Below are 21,132 nucleotides of genomic sequence, written 5' to 3'. Positions count from 1 at the left end.
ATGAAACCCTTTACAAAAAATTCTTACTTTTTCCGTATAATATCTAGAAAAGCAGTCACAGCTTTTGATTGGTAACGGTCTCTCTTCCAATAGAAATTAACCGGTCGCTTAGCATTTTCACTTTCTAAACGATAATATTTAACTTGGTCAGTATGACTAATGTGTTGAATCAAGGCTTCTCCAATGAAGGAAATAGCGATACCTGATGAAGAAATATTATAAGCAGTTAATTGCTGTTCTACTTCAAAAGCGATATTAGGAACAAATTGACCTTCTTGACAAATTGCTCGTGCTCTAGCTCCTGTATCATTAGTTACTTTTAAGAAAGCAAATGGTGCGTCTTTAAATTCTTTTAAATATTTAAGCGGTAAACTAATAGAATCTGAAGCATTCTTTTTAATCGTCTCTAAGCTTAATTGATAATCTGCTAACAAATCATTAACTTGAAATTTTTCAGGAACGGCCAATAATAAGGATTCAGTGACAAATTGAAAATGATCATAATAACGGCTATCTAAAAAGGTATTATCTAGTAGTAAATCAATTTCACCTTCATGTAATAAAGCAATTAATTTACTTGATGTTTCTTCAAATAAATCAATTTGAATTTCGGGATAAGCTTCGTTAAATTTAGCCATTAACTTAGGTAAAATCATTGAAGCAAAGAGGCTAGTTCCGCCAATTGCAATGCGTCCATATTGTAAATTATCGACCTTCGATATGTACTGCTGAAAATCTTCTTCTATTCTTTGGATTTCCTTAGCATTACGAATGTATTCCACACCAAATTCGGTCAATTTGATTGGAATGGTCGACCGATCAAAAATATCATGACCTAAACGTTTCTCGATCCGTTTAACATTTGCACTTAGTGATGGCTGAGAGACAAATAAACGTTCTGATGCCTTTGAAAAGGATTGCTCTTCAAAAACGGTCATAACATATTCTTTTCCGTGAAACATTACCGCACCCCTTTATAAATTTTATGTTATATCCAGTATAACTCAATCCATGTTGAAGTTAAAGCCCTTTCATTATATAATAAACAAGAAATACTAATACTTTAGGAGGCATTCCATGAAAAACCCTGAAAACAAGGAATTTAGAGAAGAATTTGATTCAATCGGTTCTCATCAAGTGCCGGAAACTGCCTATTATGGCGTTCAATCCATCCGAGCAAAAGAAAACTTTCCTATTACCGGGCAATTACTCGATCCTATCTTTATCCAAAGTTTAGCTTATATTAAAAAAGCTTCAGCCATGACAAATGGTAAATTAGGTCTTTTAAGTGAAGAAGTTATGCAAGCAATTATTAAAGCTTGTGAGGAAGTTCTTACAGGTGAATTTAACCAAGAGTTTATTGTAGATCCTATCCAAGGTGGAGCAGGGACTTCGATGAATATGAATATTAACGAAGTTGTTGCTAATCGTGCCAATGAAATTCTTGGCAAAGAAAAAGGTAAATACAATCCTGTTCACCCAAATGACCATGTAAATTATGGCCAATCCACAAATGACGTTATCCCAACTGCAGGTAAATTGACTATTTACCAATTAAGTCAAGGCCTTTTGAATGAAATGGAACGTTTAGAAAAAGCACTTACTCAAAAGTCCTTAGAGTTCAATGATGTTATTAAAATGGGCCGGACTCAAATGCAAGATGCCATTCCTATTCGTCTAGGTCAAGAGTTTAAAGCTTATGCTAGTGCTGTACGTCGCTCGCATCAAAGACTTACTCAAGTAATTGAAGAAATGTTAGTAGTAAATATGGGAGCAACAGCCATTGGTACAGGTCTTAACGCCGACGTAGAATATGTTAAACAAGTCGTACCTACTCTAGCTGAGATCACTAATCTCTCATTAACTCAAAATGAAGACCTAGTAGATGGGACTCAGCATATTGATTCATTTTCAGCTGTTTCAGGTGTCTTACGAACATTCGCTCTTAGTCTTTCTAAAATTGCTAATGACTTACGCTTGATGTCTTCAGGACCGAAAACAGGATTTAATGAAATTAATTTACCTAAAAAGCAAAATGGCTCTTCTATTATGCCAGGCAAGGTAAACCCTGTTATTCCTGAAGTAGTGAGTCAAATTACTTATCGAGTAGTCGGTAATGATACTACTATCTCGATGTCTGTCGAAGCAGGTCAATTAGAATTAAATGCTTTTGAACCTGTCATTTTCTATTCACTTTTTGAATCAATAAAAATTCTTCAAAATGGTATCGCAACCTTTATTGATAATTGTATTGCAGATATCACTGCCAATCCTGATCGCTGTCAAGAACTTGTCGATCAAAGCGTTGGAACAATCACTGCCTTAGTTCCTCATATTGGTTACCAAAAAGCTGCAGAGATTGCTAAGCGTGCCTTAAACAACAACGAACGTGTGAAAGACATCATCCTATCTGAAAACTTATTAAATGAAGAAGAATTGGAAAATATTTTAGCTCCAGAAAAAATGACAAGCCCTGGAATTAGCCATAAATAAATTTAAAAGAAAACCACCTGAGTTTCAGGTGGTTTTACTTACACATCGTATTAATTTAAATTATATTTTAATTTAACCCCCTCTGTCATCTGACAGGGGGGGTTTGCCTTGAAAATCCACCAATCTTATATATGATTTTTTTAACTATTTTTTCTTGCGATATAAACCTAGGAAAGATCCAATTCCTAATAGGATAGAACCTGCTGCTCCATAAGAATCCTCATCTTCACCCGTATTAGGTAAAAGATTGCTTTCAGGATTATTACTATTTGCTATACTATTTGATTGACTTTCTGAAATTGATGAACTTAGCGACTGGCTAACCATCTTGCTTAATGAAAGTGAATTTGCTGCTACCGCACTTAATAAGATTGATGTGCTGATTGAATTACTAATAGACTCTGATCTGCTTAATGAAATTGAATCTGTTGCTACAGCATTACTTAATAATATCGAAGTGCTTATCGAATTACTTAAAGAAGTGGATGCGCTAATGGAATTGCTGAGGGAAGTACTATAAGAAATCCATTCAATGCCTGCATTGCTTAGTGATAGAGAAACGCTAGTCGAATCATTTAAAGAGTTCGAGATATTAATCGAAGTACTTGTAGACCGTGAACTACTATTAGACATACTTGATGATAAGGAACTGCTAACCAACTGACTATCTAATAATGACGTCATAATAGAATCAGTCACAGAATCAGATAAACTTATTGATATACTTAGTGAACCTGAGTAACTTGTCGATTGACTAGCTGAAAATGACGTGCTGATTGATTGACTAGCTGCCAATGAACTAACTATAGAATTACTAATCGAATCCGATAGACTTGATGATATGCTAACTGAGTCTGACACACTTGTAGATCCACTTGTTGAAAGCGATTGGCTATTCAACTGACTATTTAACAGAGATGTACTAATTGAGGAACTTACAGAATCAGATAAACTTGTAGAAATGTTTTCGGATTCTGAGTCACTATTAGACTCACTATTCAGGAGTGATTGGCTAATCAGTTCACTAGTTTCTAAAGAGCTGCTGAGTGATTCTTTCATTGATTCAGATAGACTGTTTGATAAACTAATTGACTCTTTTAGACTATTCGACAAACTTTCTAATAGAGAATCATCATCTAGCTGACTATCAACTAAAGATAAGCTGATAGAGTTGCTGGTCGAATCTGAGAGCGAATTAGATATAAATATTGATTGACTTAGAGATGTTGAACTACTATTAGCTAAGCTATCCGATAGTGAGATGCTAATCACCTGACTATCCATTAAAGAAGTACTAATAGATCCACTGATTGAATTAGATATGGTCTCTGACATCTTTTCAGATTCAGTAATACTTTCTGCAATACTATTAGATAAAGATTCACTAATAGTTTTACTTGATGAAACCGAAGCTTGAATTGAATCCGAAATGATTTGAGATTCTTTTTCTGATTCTAATGTGCTACTACTTAAGCTATTAGAAATATCTTGGCTTAATTCGGCACTGACTGATTCTGAAGCTTCAATAGATTGGCTAATAGTTTTAGATTCACTTAAAGAAATTATTTCGGATAATGATTGACTTTCAGCTATGCTGTCAGAAAGTGAGTCAATGATTGAATTACTTATACTATCAGACAAACTATTTGAGACACTCACAGAATTAGAAGCTATCAAGGAAGCCTCTGACAAGGATTTACTATTAGCTATACTTTGTGAGTCTTCTATTGAGCCCACCAATGAGGAAGATTTGCTAATTGATTCATTTACAGACAATGATTCATCTTCAGAAATAGATTGACTGTTAGATAAAGACTCAGATAACGAGCCACTTAATGAAGCCGATAGACTATTTGAATTACTTTGTGAGTCGATTAAGGAAAGTGAAAGACTTTCTGATTTAGCCTTTGATAATGAATCACTTAGACTTCTGCTTTGCGACAATGAATCTCTAATAGATTCACTGATAGAATTGGATTTAATAATAGAATCACTTAGAGACTCTACTATACTTTCAGATTTAACAACTGAAACTGAGACACTGTTTGAGACTGAAAGACTCTCGAGATTACTTAGAGAAATTGACTCACTAATTGAAACACTGTAAGACGTCGATAGACTTTCTGATTCTTTTGCAGAAAGAGAAGTACTCATAGAAAAGCTTGAAGATACCGAATTACTCTTAGAATCACTTAAAGAATCCGATTGGCTAGTTGACTCACTGTATGAGTCTGAAAGGATTTCTGACTCACTTAATGAGTTTGAAATACTAGACGAGATACTTTCAGATAAAGACACACTGATTGAATCCATTATAGATAATGATTCAACTATCGATTCACTAGTAGAATCTGAGACACTTTCAGATGTACTGATGGATGTTGATACACTGCTGGATACACTAGTTGATAGTGATGCTTTGATTGAATCACTGAGTAATACTGAATCACTAAGCGATCCACTAATGGACTCAGACACTTTTTCTGATTTGATTAAAGAAGTCGAGGCACTTAAAGAAGTGCTAGTTGAAATGGAATCACTGATCGAATCACTTAAAGCAACAGATTGACTAAGAGAGTCGCTGAGTGATCCTGAGACACTTTCTGATTTTATTAAAGAGATTGATGTGCTTAATGAACTACTATCTGACAGTGAGCTACTCAATGAATTTTTTAATGAGATCGATTCGCTAATCGAGTCACTTAAGGATTCTGAAATGCTTGCTGATTTTATAAGAGAAACCGCTACACTTGATGAGATACTCATGGATAGCGAAGTGCTTAAGGACTCACTTAGAAGTGTAGATTCGCTCATTGATTCTGATTCACTTAGTGACTTGCTTTCTGAAATTGAAAGACTAGTAGAGCTACTTGTTAATATAGACTCACTTGATGAAGTACTTACAGAAGTCGAGACAGATTTACTAGTAGATAGACTATCCGATAGATAGCCACTGGTTGAACTACTAGTTGAGGTGAAATCACTTATTGAGGTGCTAGTCGATTTAGAAATACTTGTTGATAAGGATGTACTAATAAAATCACTAGCAGATAATGAGTCACTTGTTGAAAAGCTCTTAGAATCAGAAATGCTTGCTGATATTACAGCTGATTTAAAAATACTTTCAGATAAAGAGTCACTATTAGATTCACTCACCGATTCCGATTCACTCAATGACTTGCTTTCTGAAGTTGAAAGTCTATCAGATATACTTGCTGACACAGAGCCACTTGTTGAAGTACTTACAGAATCAGAAAGACTTGTTGACTTACTCAAAGAGGTCGACAGACTATCAGAAACACTCACAGACAGAGAATCGCTAATGGAGTCACTTAAATAAGTTGAGAGACTTATTGAATCACTGATTGATTCTGACAGTATCTTCGAAGATGATAAGGATTCTGAAGCACTTTTAGAAAGACTAGTAGATAGAGAGTCACTTGTTGACTTACTATTTACTATAGATAAACTTACTGACTTACTCTTGGACTGACTAATGGAGTCACTAATGAATTGAGAATCACTTTCTGAAGTACTGATTGACTGCGAATTTTTCTTAGACAGTGACTCACTTTCTAAAGCACTCAACGATGTCGAAGTACTGCTAGACAAGCTGATTTCATCTGAAAGGGTTTCTGATTCCAATAGTGATGTTGATGTGCTTGCTGAAACTGATTGACTTAGCGAATTACTCAAAGATTTCGAATCACTTGTAGATTTGCTAGCCGAGAGCGAATCAGAGGCAACAATACTGGTTGATAGTGAGGTACTCTTCGAATCGCTAGTTGATAGTGAATCACTGACAACTTCACTCAACGAGGCCGATTCAATTTTTGAATTGCTCATAGATTTAGATAAAGAAGTTGATTTAATCAGAGATAACGAATTACTTTCTGAAAGACTCTTTGAAATAGATGAGCTTGTTGAATCGTCTAATGAAGTAGAATCAACAGCAGACTTACTTAAAGACTCTGAACTACTTATTGCAATACTTAGAGAGTCAGATGAGCTAGTAGATTCACTTGCCGATAAAGATTTACTTAATGAGAAACTTAAAGATGTCGATTCACTTTTAGATTCACTTAGGCTCGTTGAGAGACTGACTGACTCGCTAGTAGATTCAGAGGTACGAATTGAAATGCTTTTAGACAAGGAATTACTTAAAGAGGAACTTAAAGAAAGCGAACCACTTACAGAGTCACTTAAAGAATTAGAAACACTCTTAGAAGCACTTATTGAAGTGGATGTACTAGTGGAAACACTTTCTGATATTTTAGTGCTTGTTGCAGCACTTAAAGAAATTGAATTGCTAATCGACACGCTTGTTGAATCAGAAATACTCTTCGAGCCGCTCGTCGATTTAGACACACTTGTTGAAGTGCTAGTGGATAATGAGTTTTTGATTGAACTGCTTAATGAATTTGACAAGCTAGTCGATAGACTCGTTGACCTTGAAACACTATCAGAATCAACAATTGAGTTAGATTTACTAGTAGATAGACTATCCGATAGAGAGCCACTGATTGAACTACTAATTGAATTCGAAGTACTTACTGATGTGCTAGCCGATTTAGAAATACTAGTAGATAATGCGTCACTCGCTTTTTTACTTAAAGAATTTGAGCCACTGATTGAATTGCTTAAAGACTTAGAACTACTTATAGAATTACTTGATGATATTGAATTGCTCACTGAGTTACTCGTGGAAGTCGATGCAACCGGGTCATAGCCTACCACTGTATCAACATTTTCAAAATAGTTTGGTGAATCAGAACTACGTGCAGCAAAAGGATTAAAAGTCCACTCAGTATCCCCACCAACAATTGGAGCTGAAAAGGTCGTTGTTAAGCCATATCCACGTCTTGCATAGTATCCATTCATTGAAAAACCTGTAGACCATGAATAACCATCTTGAACATTATCCATATTCTTGCTGACACCAAGCAAAGCAACATTTCCATTGGTGTCAGTAAGATCTGTCTTAACAGAGTCTGGTTTTTGTAAACCAGAACCTAGTTTTATCATTGGGTTATTACTTGTACTTGTATTACTAATTGAGTATCCTAAGCTACCGGATGATAACTTTTCTATCTCAGTTGTCGCAGGATTATCATAAGTAACAGTATAAACGAAATCTAACTTCTCACCATTACTGGTTACTTTTAAAATGTAGTAAATGGGTACATTATAAGTTGTATCTAGCCCTTCACCTGTATAAACATCGGTAATTGGATTAGCTAAAGTCGCAAAAGCTCGTAAGTTCATATCAGAACTTCTAACTGAAAAAAACTGATTGCTAGCAGGTGATTGACTTAAAGCAACGGATATACTTTCACTAACTGATTCAAATTCACTGGTAGCTAAACTATCTAAGACACTATCCGATAATGAGAGTGACTGAATCTCGTCATTAGAATCACTATTGCTAGAATCAGAAGAATCTGATTGCTGAGACTCACTTCCTAAATTAGATTGACTCAAACTTAATGATTCTGATAAAAGTTTTGAATCATTGGCCTTCTGAGAATCTACTTCAGACTCGCTATCAGATGCTAATAGAGAATCTGCTTCTGACTCCTCTAAAGAAAGCGATTCACTTTTTAATGTAGAAGTACTAGCAGATTTAACCAAGCTTTCAGACTTAGATAGACTTTTAAAGTTAAATAAACTTTCAGAATCAACTTTACTATCTGACCCTAAAGATTGACTACTTGTACTTAAAGATGAATTTTCTTTTTCTTCAGAAGAAGAAAATTCCTTTTCAGTAAGAGATTTCGTCTCCTTTTCAAATATTGTCTCACTGGAAATTTCGATAGCTTCTGCAGTTGAAGTCAACTGTTCAGTCGAATCTGAATTAGAAGTTTGAGGTAATATCATGGACTCAGCAGTAGCTAAAACATCTTCTTCCATATCCATAGCATAAGCAGTATCATCTGGTATTAATGCCCCACCACCAAGCAAGGCTCCAAAAGAAACAATACCTTTCATCATATTTTTCGAAAGATCTGTGAATTCCTCAGAGACATTTAATTCTTCATCCATTGCACAGTTCATGAAACTTATTCTCGACAAACCCGACTTAATCCATTTTTTCCCAGATTTATATAGTTTAAACCTTTCCTTCCGATCCATCACTGGAAATTTCCTCTTCATTTTACCGCTCCATTCCATATTTTGAGAATCGAATATAACGATGCTACTAAAATTATAATTAAACACAAAAATTTTAACAAATAAAATAGTCTTTTTTCTTGAAATTCCACAATAATTACATTTAATGTTCGCATATTTGTCAGAGCTTAAAATTTAGAATGTAGACTTATCTCTTTAAATATAATTACCATAAGATTTTTATTAAAAAAATCTAATAATCATAGATGTTACTACTGTCAGAATAAACATTATCATAAACATATTTGCTAAAGGGCGTTTCTTCTTTTTTTCGTCATTGCTTTTATGAATCTTTTCTTTTTTTATATCAGCTTCAATAATTTTTTCTAAACTTTTTTTGTCCCCCATTAGACATCATTCCTTAATGCATTATTAAACTGCTGGCGTGAGATTGAATCCGCTTGAAGGTGCTGTTTATCAAGTGCCTCAAAGTACTTACTCTCATCAAGTAAAACTGATTCAAGTTGACGAACCATTCCGTTAACATTCATGATTTTATAGCGATGCTCTTTTGCCACATAAGTCATATTATGACCTAATTCTTCAAACGCAAATATCAATAATTGGTTTAGATAAGCTTCTTCAACCGCATTTAAAATCTCATTGGCATGATTAATATCAAGATATATTTGACATTCTTCCCAGAGCTCATCTATTTGCTCTGGAGTAACATTTGGATAAAGTCTGACATTCGCGAATCGATCAAGCTGCATGAGCTTACTAGACATCTCTGTCAGTGCCGCAATATGGAAATGTGCTTGTGGTAATGCTTGTATAATTTCTCTAATATCTTGTATCTGATCTGTGTTGGTAAAAATTAAAATGTTTTTACCACTCTTTGCCTTTTGTTTATATTGATAGACATATCCTGCTTGATAAAATTTAGATTGCCATTCTTCAGGACTAAGTTGAACCATCTGATGATAGACGGGCTCGTTCGGTATTATGACAAATCCTGGATGAGTTTGAGAAGAAAGCAAAACTTCCATGTTTCCAGGAAGACTTTCTCTTTTACCCTCTTGCCAAAAAAGAAAGTTTTTAGCCTTTCCTTGCCTTTGATTGGCTATCATAAAACTCCAATGGAGGGAGTTAAATAACATATCCTCTTGCCATAAATTTAATTCTGACAGTAAAAAAAGAATGACTCTTAAGCGGTTTTCGAATAAATATTCTTTTTCTTTATAACTAATAATCAAACTTTTAGTAACATGGTTTTCAACCACAACTTCTTTACCATTCAAATCATAGTAGCTTGTTGCGAGAGGTTCTTTTTTATCATTAAATATAATTTGGCTATATAGCCGACCAAACTGATTATAACTATCTATATAACGAACATTCCCTTGCTCATCGTACCAATCCACATTTTTAACTTGGCGTAAATGATGAGGATAGTGATAAAAAATCTTTGCTCTAAGGCGATAATCATCTTTAATGGTCGCACTTTGATTGTCTCCAGCTATTTCCCAATATTTCTGAATCGGAATCTCATTAAAATACCGTGGACGTCCGAGTCCTTGTTTTTTGATTCTTTCAAGTCCGTCTGTTAACTCTCCCATAAAATAATGAAAGATATTAAATACGCCTTCTGGCAAATCACCTTGTTCATCTAAAACAAGAGTGGGATGATGAAAACCCGCATTCCACAAGGTTTCTTGTAATTTTCTAGAATCTTTAGAGTAATTATCAAATAGGTTTAGCAATTCTTGACCTCCTCTATTAATTGACTCCATAATTTCGAAACGGATTCAAGTGTATAATTTTGAGCTAATTGATAAGAACAACTTCTAAGTTTTACTCTATCTTGATTGAACAGCATTTTAATTGCATTGACAAGGACTTCTACATAATGTTTCTTACTTCGATCTCCAAGATTTAAGAGATAACCATTGCAATTATCTTTAATGAAGTTTTGATTGCCATATCGAACGTCGAAACCAATGATTGGCAAACCAGAGCCTAAGGCTTCCATTAAAGTCAGTCCAAATCCTTCAGACATTGAAGCAGAAAGATAAGCTTCATAATCTTTATAGATTCTTGTAAGATTTTGGTGACCTCTCAATTTTATATACTCCCCAGCATTATGCTGGCTTATCAAGTTAGTTAAATCCTCCCTTTCTCCACCTTCTCCATAAATATCTAAATGGATTTGAGGGAATGCTTTTCTAGCTTCAACCACAGCCTCTATAAGCAAATCAATATGTTTTTCTTTAGCTAAACGAGAGGCAGTAATTAAAGAATAAGGCACTCTTTCTTCTTGATAGTGAATCTTATCTAAACTGCCAACAGGGATGGTATATATTTTAGGCTGCTTGTTTTTATAATGTAAAAATTGCTCTTTCAAAAGATTCGTTTGAGGCTGCGTTGCACAAATCACAAAATCGACTTCATCAATATAATGAAATTCATATTCGTAATAATTATTCCATAAAATAGTCGTATCATTAGTGGAGGGCTCACTAAAATGATCTGCATGAACGACAATCCCAATTTTAGCTTGTCCGTGATTAGCAAAGACAGCAGGTGCTATTTGATTACTTCTATCAATAATGATTATATCGTCATTGGTCAATTTCAAGCAGCTAATAAAATAGGCCACTAGGTCCGTCTTGGAATAAAAGGTGTGAGAATTAACTCTGTACAATGATTCTTTATCATTCACAATTTCTTCCAAGGCCGTTTGTCCATTTGAATTTAACCATCTTCTATAATAAACAGTCGCCCGACCTTCATGAGGAATGTAATACTCACAAAGATATTTTTGGTCCGAATAAAAGTCCTTTCTAATGAGACAGTGTCTGGTAACCACTTCGGTTCGATGAACCATTTGATCCGATCCTTTAACAAAATAACAAGTAATAAAGTCTCCCTCTTCATTAAAGTAAAATCGACTATAATTTCGTCCGTTTTCTTGTCGGATAGGTCGCTCATTAAATTGACTTAGAATTTGCTCCACGGTGACGGTAGTTTCTGTTAAAGGAATATCTGAAAAGAATTGATACAGCCAAATAATATGTTCTTTTTTAAAACCCATATTATTGGTTAAATGAATAATATTCTCATTTAGAATTAAATCTGTGAAAATAAATTTGTTATCTACCTTTAATTTTTCGAAAGCTTGCGCTCGATAACTCTGGGCATATTCGACTCCTGAACTTGCCCACCCTATTCCCATATTAAAATTATAAATTGTCATAATATCTCCTCATTAAGTAAAAATAACTACAGCTTCATTATCTTCATTATATTCAATATTACTCAAACAAAGAAATTGAATGATTTTCTTATAAATCAATCGTTGCATTTTATTGTAAGCTTCTAAAGCTTCCTTGTGATATTCCAAGTAAATATTTCTTTGAGCTAACTGACGCATCCCTACGACTTGTTTGAACTGTTGCAGATAGTCTACTTGTTCAATCCACCCTTCATCAATTGCTTTAAGAATTGCTTTTCTCATAAAGGCTTGAAATGATGTCTCATCATTTAGCAAAGTCTTTTTTCTATTTAATTCTTGAACAAATAGTCCTAATAAAAATTTTTTTAAATCATTACTATCAATATTTAATATGGTTTCAGGAATCTTTTGTTGCTGATAACTCAAGTGCTCTGCAATAAAACGCATCAATGTATAAGAGTCGATTTGGTATTCTTTGATAAAGTCATCTAGATAGACATTGGCGATTTCCACTAAATAATCGAGTGAGATCCGATAGTTTTCATCCAGAAAAAGATCTCTTTGCTGATAAATATAATCTCGCTGAAAGGATAAACTTTCATCAAGATACAATGCTTGTTGACGCCTTTCTTTTGAAAAGGAATCACTCGCTTCTTGAGCTAAATCAATACGTTTTTGAAGTTGAGATTTTCGAAACAATTTTTTATTTTTAAAAACACTTGAATGTTTAGCCTCTAAATCCAAGCCCCACCGACGAATCAATTCATCTTCAAAACTAGCGAAAAAGATACTTTCACCTGGATCTCCTTGCCTACCTGCCCGTCCTCTTAATTGAAGATCCGTACGTTTTGATGGCATTTTTTCAGTTCCAATGACTAATAAACCACCTAGTTCCGCTACTCCTGGACTCAATTTGATATCGGTTCCTCTTCCTGCCATTGGGGTTGCAATAGTAACGGCATATTTTTGGCCAGCCCTTTTTATCATTTCAGCCTCTTTAGCAGCATGATAGGCATTTAAAACATTGTGAGCAATTCCTTCATTTAAGAGAAGGTTAGAGTATATTTTAGACATATTTACCGTACCTACAGCGATTAAAATGGGTCTCCCCTTGTGATGCTCATCAATAATTAATCTCATAGAGGCACGAATCTTGCTCTCTAAATCTGGATAAATACGATCAGCTAAATCTTTACGCTGAACCGGCTTATGTGTAGGTATCACAATGACATCCATACCATATATCTCATTAAACTCTGCTTCAGCTACTTTAACTGTCCCTGACATTCCTGACATCTTGTTGAATTTACGGAAAAGATTTTGATAGGTAATTGAAGCCATTGCCCGCTTTTCCTCTGAAATTTCTAATTGCTCTTTACTCTCAATTGCTTGATGTTGTCCAGCTTGTAATTTAGTTCCACTTAGTGCACGTCCTGAAGTCTGATCAAGTAAATAGATTTCATCTTTACGAATAATATAGTGTTTATTTAAATGAAAAAGTTTATGGGCTTTTAAAGCTAAAAGCAAATGACGGTTCAATTCATAATTAGAAGCTTCATATAGGTTTTTAATGTTGAAAAACTTTTCAATTTTTGAAATTCCTTGGTCTGTGAACCATACCTGATCTTCCTCTTCACTCATTTCAAAATCATTATCATCGACTAATTCGATGAACTGATTCGTTAACTTATATAAATTTGATTGTACACGTGGAGCTCCAGATATAATTAAAGGCATTTGAGCGGAGTCAAGCAGTACGGAATCAATCTCATCAATAACCACATAATTAAAAGGGCGCAAAAATTGTTTGCTTGGTTCACTGGCTAAATTTTCAATCAAATAATCAAAGCCTAAAGTACCATAAGTTGTATAAACAATGTCGGATTGATAGATAGCTCTTTTTTGCTTGGGCGTAAAATCGGGATCTCTTGAAGATCTTTTAACCCCAATGGCTACAGTCAATCCTAACCATTTAAAAACGGCCCCCATTTCTTCTCCATCTCGAACGGTTAAATAGTCATTGGCCGTAACTAACATTGCCCCCTTACCTGTCAGTGCATTTAAGTATAGAGGCATAATGGCGGTAAGTGTCTTGCCTTCGCCTGTCAACATTTCTGCAATATTCCCTTGATGCATGACAATCCCTCCAAGAACCTGCTCATCATAGGGAAACATACCCAAAACTCTGTAAGCCGCTTCTCGAATTGTTGCAAATGCTTGTGGTAAAAGTTGGTCTAAAGTTGAACCTTGCTTAATCAACTTTTTTAACTTGATGGTTTGTGCTTGTAATTGATGATCTGAATATCCTCTCATCTCTTCTTGAAGGTCATTGACTTGCTTTAAGACTTTATTTAGTTTGTTTAGTCTCCATTGATTGAGACTCAACTTTTTAAACATATACTCAATCACTCACTTTTTTCAATAATTCATCAAGCGTTTTAGAAAAATCAATGTAATAAGATAGAATTTTCCAATTTTCAGTAATCTGCATATCTTCTTGGTAATTCTTAGTTCGTAGGTTATCTAAAGAAAAGATTTCTTCAACATCAATCGCTGTCTTTTCCACTAACATCCTTTGATAGGATTGCTTATTTAGCATATAGGAATTCAACCATACTGTTTTTGTAGAATAACGATTAGCAAAATATAAGGCTACAAAGTTACTAATGGGTCCATATCCAACGAGTTCAATAGCTAATTGATTTTTCTGAAGACGGTTTAAAATTTTTCCAATCCAATTGATGTATGGATCATTTAAATATTCCTCAAGTGTCCTAGCTGGCGACTTGATTAAGCAGGCATTTTGAGCTTGAAAATCATAGTATAAAGATTGCTTTCGAAAATAAGGTTCTTCAAAAATAATTTTTAAAGGGCGCTTTGTTTTGGCAACAATTTCTCTACCATCTAGTAAAGACTGTGATAAATTTTTATATTCGAAAACATTAACCTGGTTAGCATCTAGCTCTTGATTAGTAAGGTAGAGATAATCAAAGTCAAAAGATTTAAAGCCAGCATAAATTAACTCAATTTTATAATGAATAGTTCCTGTTGGAAATTTAAACAAAACCTCTAAATCATTACTATATATCTGGTCAATCAGTTTATCCATTGGACCAAAGAACTTAATCCTGATATAAGTTGTACCTGCCGGAGTTGGCTGCCCTATTATCTTCAAACAATAAGATTGATTGGTTTGTAATTGGGGTAACAAGGGTACTTCTTTATAAACAAAATAGTCTGATTTAGAAGACCACTGATGAATAATGGTTCCAGAAGGTAAATCAGAATTATTAAATAAAATACCATGATTACTTTTCTTTTTTATCACACTACCATACATGAAGGTTTCTGGTTGTAAGGGGCCCCAAAAAATTTTATGCGACTGCATTACATACCCCTCCCGTAACTTTCCTTTAAAAGTCGACGATATTGACTTAAAAACCAGCGGTTGATGGCTGGTGAATTATCGTTATGCCTACCTTCAAAACCTCTACTTATGATGTGCGTGTTTTGATCTTGTAATCCCATTAAAAGTGAAGAAAGTGCACGATCATCATAATCATCATGCAACATATAAGCGATTGCTAATGTCGTTTGAGAAAGATCAGCAGCCTTAATTTTTTGCATAAGAATCCGATCTAAATCTTTCACTTGAGAATTCTCTAATCGATATTTATTTTTTAAAGCGACATCCAAGATTGTATAAAATTCGTCTGGTCGTTCTAAGACGATGCGCTCTGCTACATAAGATAAATAAATAATTGGCTTCCCAATAATAATTGCATAAGGAGAAAACTGACTTCCATAATAAAGTGCGCCAAATGTTCCCATTGAAAGACCAGAAAAAATGGTTTGGTGATTCGAAAAGCCCAGAAGCTCTATATGTTCTTTTATGATGGCAAGAACCCCTTCTTCATACTCTTTACTCCCTATATAAAAACTTCCCCCTTCTACTCGTGGGTCGCTCAATAATAAGTAAGGATGCTTCAGACCTTTCATCATTCCATAACCTTCAAAACCCTCAGCTGGACGATATCCAGAAAAATAAATGTTTAAAGGAGGCTTTAAATTGCCTGGAGAAAAATAATATAAAATCTCTTCTCGATTTTGATCAAAATAGCGTTTGCCTCCAGGAATTAAAGTAGATTGATTCTCGCGACTATGCCTCCAGTGTAACGCTCCTACTGAAAGCTTTCCATGGCCCTTTGCCATTAAAGAAACAGATAAATAGGTTACTTCAGAATATTTTGAACTTCGGACAGTCTTCAAACGAGCATCATCAAGATCAAATTCAAATTGATTCAACATTTTTCCCGATTGTGACTCCCATTCAAAAACTTTTAAATAAACTTGAACCTCTTTGTCACAGGTGAATTCTAACCATAAATCAATGTTACGATAGTCATCTTTTCTAATAAATTGTTTCCATGTAATGATTTGTTGATAGTCATTTGAAAAATCACCTGCTAGAAAAAGTGAATTGTTCCCATAAAAAAACTGCTTACCTTTAAAATTTGGAGAGACTTTCATCGCATGATTTTTTAACTTTTCTCCATATTGTCGATGGAAGTAACTATGGAGAATCTCATCAAAAATACTTTGTTTATCATTAAAGTCTTTGCAGATTGCCACTTTTCTCTTTAGATAGTTCTCGTACAATTGACTAGCTTCTTTTAAAGTTGATGAATCAACCCATAATCGATAAGGTTCTGTACATTTGGACAGTATTTCTAACATACCATCTGCAACTTGACCTTCAATAATCACCAAATCAAAAGACTTTCCTGCTACTGCTTCCTCAATAACATTCTTGTCTATTGGGAGCATCACAAAATTCCAATCGAATAAATGCCATTGTCCGATTGGCAATTCCCATTCAATAAAACCTATTTGAAGAACGTTAATTTTTTTTACCATTACTTATTCTCCTCAATTGCCTGTTGTAGATTATTCAATATCTTATCACTTTGATATTTCTCAATCATTTGAACATTTTCAATTAAAGCTCGATTCCAATGCGTAATTTCTTCTAAATAATATTGAATGGCAGCCACTAACTCCTCAGAAGATTGAATGATCCAACCGTTTTTATCTTGAATCACAAATCCGGTCTCCACTCGGTGAATTTGAGGTATTCCACAACTTATTGCAGCTAATTCGACAAAAAGATTTGGCCTCTCGCTAAGATCAACTACGATTCGCGCTTCATTAATACAAGCCATTAAAGTCTCTTCTTGATTTAAATCTAGCCACTCTGCGACTAAGAATATATCCGTTTCAACAAAATCTTCAAAATCATTCTTCATATAGTCATTAAATTCAATCTGTCGCTCAAGCATCCATTGTTCAACTTCTTTTTTAAAAGGTGAATGATTAATTAAAGAAACAAATTGCAAACGAAGTAATCTGTTTTGACTTAATAATTTTTCAAAAACTAGCAAAAGGCCTTTTAACCATTCTTCTTCTAGATCATCCATCATAACTAGGATTTTCATTTCGCTTAATTGTGAACTAATTCCTAAAGAAAATCTTGTATCAAAAGGTGGAATCATCAGTAATTGAGGAACCTTTTGGTTGGGAAAATTACTGGTAATTTTTGATGTCAGTAGGTGTCTTGTGACTTCTGAATCAACAATTATTAGTTGCCGATTCAAATAAGTTAGTACTTGTTCACTCATTAACTGATCTACTTTTTGTTGATTGATTGTATAGATTATTTTTTGTGGACAGTCTTGAAAAAAATTGTCGTGCTGATAAGCAGAAGAAACAACAATGATATCATCCGGGTCTAAATATTCTTTTGTTAGTTTTTTAACCACTTCAGCCATTAATTCTGTCATAGAAGAATACACAGTTTGTAGTCCTGCTATTTTATTAGCTAATTCAACAGTCATTGACAATACATTTTCTTTAAGAACAACTTGTCCATATTTATCTAAAAATTCTCTGGTAATAACTTGATTGTTTTCGTATTTTTCTATCATCGATAAATAGCCGCGATCGTCCACATAGATACGTTTAGAAAAAATTTCGTTCTCAAAAAAATCTAAATATATAATTGTTCCAGATTGTCCATAATAAGCGTCAATATAGGGTTTATTATCTACTTGAATTCTTGTCTTATGAGGAGTATAAAGGATTTCACTTTTTTCAGGTAAAAAAAGGTTGTCAATGTTAAAGGGTACAGTTGTTTCATTTTTAAATCCTTGAATAAAATCAAAAAAAGAGAAATAAGGAAGTTCTCGTAAACTTTTCCTTTGTAAGAAAGTTCTAAGATGTGGGTGATAATTCAAGACACACAGTTGACAGTTTTTTGATTCCCTAAGCATCATTTGCGATAAACTAACCATTTCATCAAAATTCTCATAGTCCGAAGCAAAAAAATGTGGTTGAGTAACACTCTGCCAAGGATCAATTTTGTGGTACCAAGAAGAAACTAAGAAATACATTGATTTATCCTTTCTTATTAATGTTAGTTTCCAGAGGAAACAGGGGGTTATAATGATGAATCACTCGATAAAGTTGCATTTCTTCGATTATTGTTAAACTTAAAGAAGCGACTATGAACATCGTTCCTGGTAGCATTGAAAAACTGTTCAATTCTTCAAGCCTCAAAGCCACTATTAAAGGAGCAACCGTTATAATTATCAAAAACACTCCACCTATTAAAGAGTATTTGATTAATTGTCTCATTAAAAAATGATTGGTGGTCTTTCCTGGCCGCAAATTAATGATATAATCCCCATTCTTCAATAATTTATCGCTTAAGTCATCAGGGTTAAATTGAATAAATGCAAAAGCAATAATCAAAAGTAATAGACATATCAAATAAATAAAAATGCCAAATGGATGATTTAAAGTTAAATTTTCTCCTATTGAAGCAAATTCATTATTTTTTGGAAAGATTCGACTGAGTATCTTCAAAATATTTTGAGGTAACATAAAAAAGGAATAGGCAAACATAATTGGCATGGCTCCGGCTGTATTTAGTTTTATTGGAACGAAAACATTTTGAGCAAATTCATTATTTATCATCGGCCGTTTGAGGCGATATTGTATCTCTATTCGATCCATGATTATCCAAAAAGGAATTAAACTAATTGATAAAACGATTATCGTCAATAGCAGAGCTAGGTTGTTTTGTTCTAACAGTATATTAGCCATTTCTTTGAATGTTGTTATTAGTCGCATCAAAATATTTACCAATATCAAACTCGCTAATCCTCCAATACCATAGCGTGAGTTTAAGTTAGCTAACCAGATCATTAGAAAAGCCCCTGCTGTTAAAATAATGATTACAAATACTTTTACAAAGGTAATTGATAAGCCGTTTACTGTGATCCATGCTTGCGCATCGAGCCTTAAAATCAAAGCCCATGCTTGTATGATAGAAAGAAAAAAAGCTAGGCTGTACTTATAACGATCTAAGATCCTTGATGGATAACGCTTTAATTCTGAACGACGATTCATCGTGAACACATACCAAATAATCATCGTCGTCATCCAAGGAGATAAACCTAGGGACAAGAGTGATAAATTTTCAAACTGCCCGCCTGTCATCTCACTGATACGATTTAAATAAGTTGAATCTTCTGATAATGGTTTTAAAAATTCTGGTTCAATAAAAGGTAGCGGGATCAGTTGACCTATACGATAAAAAAGAAGTATTAGTAGTAAATTTAAGCCTCTTTTTTTAAATACGTCTTTATTTTTATAAAATTTCAATTGGAAACTCCTTTAGATTAAAATACAAGTACAATTTTATAAGTAAACTTCAAAATAATTTAAATTCATCTCATATTAATGATTATAATTGTAAAATTTAAAGAATTCCAATTAAAAAAAGACCGAACATAATTAAATGTCCGATCTTTTAAAAAGATCAATTTAATAGCGTGGACGTCCATATCCTTGAATATAGATAGAATCCCAAGCGAATTCTTTACGAGCCACCATCAGTTTAGAATCGTTGATTCTTGTATTACCTTCAAGAGTAGTAATCAAGCCGTTATTATAGGATTCAACAATACCAATATGATGTCCCCAACCATTACGATATCCATCCCAATTATAGAAGATAAGATCCCCAGCTTTGGGTTTTGTAAGTCCCATCCAAACTCCTTTATTTTTTACAATATTTTTATGACGTTCTACACCTACTTCACGCCCAGTTAGTCTAGAAAGTCCAGCCTCATCTGCTATATGCGTAACAAAAGCGTCACACCAGTCATCATCGTAAGTTAAACTATAACCAACTGGTTTGGGATAAATACGATTATATGCATCAACGAGTGCTCTGTGTTCAGGTGAGTACTTGGTTACACCCAAGTAACTACGTGCTATGTCTAGTAAACGTTCAACATTAGCATTAGTTACTTCTGTTGGCTCAATATTTACTTTTTCTTGAGTAGGAACTTTAGAAATAATTATCTTTTGTCCTATTTTTATATTTGAAGAAGATAAATTATTAAGTTTTTTTAACTCACTTAATTTGACTTCATGTTGCCATGAAATCGTTTCTAAACTATCTCCTTCTTGGACAATATGATAATTGTATTCATAAGGAGTATGTTTTATTGATTGATTTTCTCTATATTGCTTTCCTTGATCTTCAATTTGAATAATCGGTGCTGTAGGCTGAGCTTTATTAACAATTAAAGTGTAACCTACATACAGTGTGTTGGACGTCATCTCATTCCATTTTCTTAAATTTGAAATAGAGACACCAAACTTTTTGGCAACAGAATACAGAGAATCTCCATTTTTGACAACATATGTTTTTACTTTAGCTTGTGTATCTGTATCTGAATTAGATGGCTGCTTTGGTATTGAAGTTGCTGTTTCGCCTTTAGCCACTACCAATACGTTACCTGGGTGAATTAAATCACTTCTTAAATTATTCCATGACTTTAATTGAGACACGGTAATACCATGCATATTAGCAATTTTACCTAGCCAATCACCAGGACGTACAGTGTAGGTCTTTCTTGTCGTTGGTTCTGATGGCGTGCTTGGCTTTTCTTCTGGCTTAGGATTAGTTGGTTTATTCTCTGATGGTCTTTCTGTTTTTGGCGCTTCTCCTTTAGCCACTACCAATACATTACCTGGGTGAATTAAATCACTTCTTAAATTATTCCATAACTTCAATTGAGACACGGTAATGCCGTGCATATTAGCAATTTTACCTAGCCAATCACCAGGACGTACAGTGTAGGTCTTTCTTGTCGTTGGTTCTGATGGCGTGCTTGGCTTTTCTTCTGGCTTAGGATTAGTTGGTTTATTCTCTGATGGTC

12 protein-coding genes and 1 pseudogene are annotated in these 21,132 nt (G+C 34.1%); 1 reads left to right on the top strand and 12 read right to left on the bottom strand.

Annotated features, from left to right (window positions below; genetic code table 11):
• Positions 1 to 23: 23 nt before the first annotated feature.
• Positions 24 to 962, bottom strand: a complete 939-nt coding sequence (locus tag NW240_RS00065; RefSeq protein ID WP_258435383.1) for a LysR family transcriptional regulator — start codon at positions 960 to 962, stop codon at positions 24 to 26.
• Between the two features lie 115 nt (positions 963 to 1,077).
• Between NW240_RS00065 and NW240_RS00060 the strand changes: the two genes are divergently transcribed.
• Positions 1,078 to 2,493, top strand: a complete 1,416-nt coding sequence (locus NW240_RS00060) for an aspartate ammonia-lyase (RefSeq protein ID WP_258435382.1) — start codon at positions 1,078 to 1,080, stop codon at positions 2,491 to 2,493.
• Between the two features lie 144 nt (positions 2,494 to 2,637).
• Here the strand turns inward: NW240_RS00060 and NW240_RS00055 are convergent, their stop codons facing one another.
• From NW240_RS00055 to NW240_RS00010, 11 genes and pseudogenes are all read right to left on the bottom strand, one after another.
• The gene (locus NW240_RS00055) at positions 2,638 to 8,547 is read right to left on the bottom strand and encodes an LPXTG cell wall anchor domain-containing protein (protein WP_258435381.1); all 5,910 of its coding nucleotides are present in this window, start codon (positions 8,545 to 8,547) and stop codon (positions 2,638 to 2,640) included.
• 9 nt (positions 8,548 to 8,556) lie between these two features.
• A pseudogene (locus NW240_RS08540) lies at positions 8,557 to 8,625 on the bottom strand (KxYKxGKxW signal peptide domain-containing protein); the annotation flags it as partial.
• A 222-nt stretch (positions 8,626 to 8,847) separates the two neighbouring features.
• Complete coding sequence (locus tag NW240_RS00050; protein ID WP_258435380.1) at positions 8,848 to 9,012, bottom strand: hypothetical protein; 165 nt, start codon at positions 9,010 to 9,012, stop codon at positions 8,848 to 8,850.
• Positions 9,012 to 10,367, bottom strand: coding sequence for an accessory Sec system glycosylation chaperone GtfB (gtfB, locus tag NW240_RS00045; RefSeq protein ID WP_258435379.1), 1,356 nt, complete (start codon positions 10,365 to 10,367; stop codon positions 9,012 to 9,014). Before gtfB ends, NW240_RS00050 begins: the two co-directional genes overlap by 1 nt.
• Complete coding sequence (gene gtfA, locus NW240_RS00040) at positions 10,361 to 11,860, bottom strand: accessory Sec system glycosyltransferase GtfA (protein WP_258435378.1); 1,500 nt, start codon at positions 11,858 to 11,860, stop codon at positions 10,361 to 10,363. The genes gtfB and gtfA overlap by 7 nt, the downstream gene beginning before the upstream one ends.
• 12 nt (positions 11,861 to 11,872) lie before the next feature.
• Positions 11,873 to 14,236: an accessory Sec system translocase SecA2 gene (gene secA2, locus NW240_RS00035; RefSeq protein ID WP_258435377.1), complete on the bottom strand. Its 2,364-nt coding sequence runs from the start codon at positions 14,234 to 14,236 to the stop codon at positions 11,873 to 11,875.
• 4 nt (positions 14,237 to 14,240) lie between these two features.
• Positions 14,241 to 15,227, bottom strand: coding sequence for an accessory Sec system protein Asp3 (asp3, locus tag NW240_RS00030; protein ID WP_258435376.1), 987 nt, complete (start codon positions 15,225 to 15,227; stop codon positions 14,241 to 14,243).
• Entirely contained in the window at positions 15,227 to 16,756 is a 1,530-nt protein-coding gene (gene asp2, locus NW240_RS00025; RefSeq protein WP_258435375.1) for an accessory Sec system protein Asp2, read from the bottom strand. Before asp2 ends, asp3 begins: the two co-directional genes overlap by 1 nt.
• Complete coding sequence (gene asp1 / locus NW240_RS00020) at positions 16,756 to 18,288, bottom strand: accessory Sec system protein Asp1 (RefSeq protein ID WP_258435374.1); 1,533 nt, start codon at positions 18,286 to 18,288, stop codon at positions 16,756 to 16,758. The genes asp2 and asp1 overlap by 1 nt, the downstream gene beginning before the upstream one ends.
• 4 nt (positions 18,289 to 18,292) lie before the next feature.
• The gene (secY2, locus tag NW240_RS00015) at positions 18,293 to 19,564 is read right to left on the bottom strand and encodes an accessory Sec system protein translocase subunit SecY2 (protein ID WP_258435373.1); all 1,272 of its coding nucleotides are present in this window, start codon (positions 19,562 to 19,564) and stop codon (positions 18,293 to 18,295) included.
• A 162-nt stretch (positions 19,565 to 19,726) separates the two neighbouring features.
• Positions 19,727 to 21,132 (bottom strand): LysM peptidoglycan-binding domain-containing protein (locus tag NW240_RS00010; protein WP_309302385.1); only part of this gene is annotated, 1,406 nt, incomplete at its 5' end.

Source organism: Facklamia sp. 7083-14-GEN3, assembly GCF_024742075.1.
In the GTDB taxonomy this organism is placed as follows: Bacteria; Bacillota; Bacilli; order Lactobacillales; family Aerococcaceae; genus Facklamia.
Note: the sequence above shows the minus strand (reverse complement) of the source record. Positions and strands in the feature narration are given on the sequence as shown.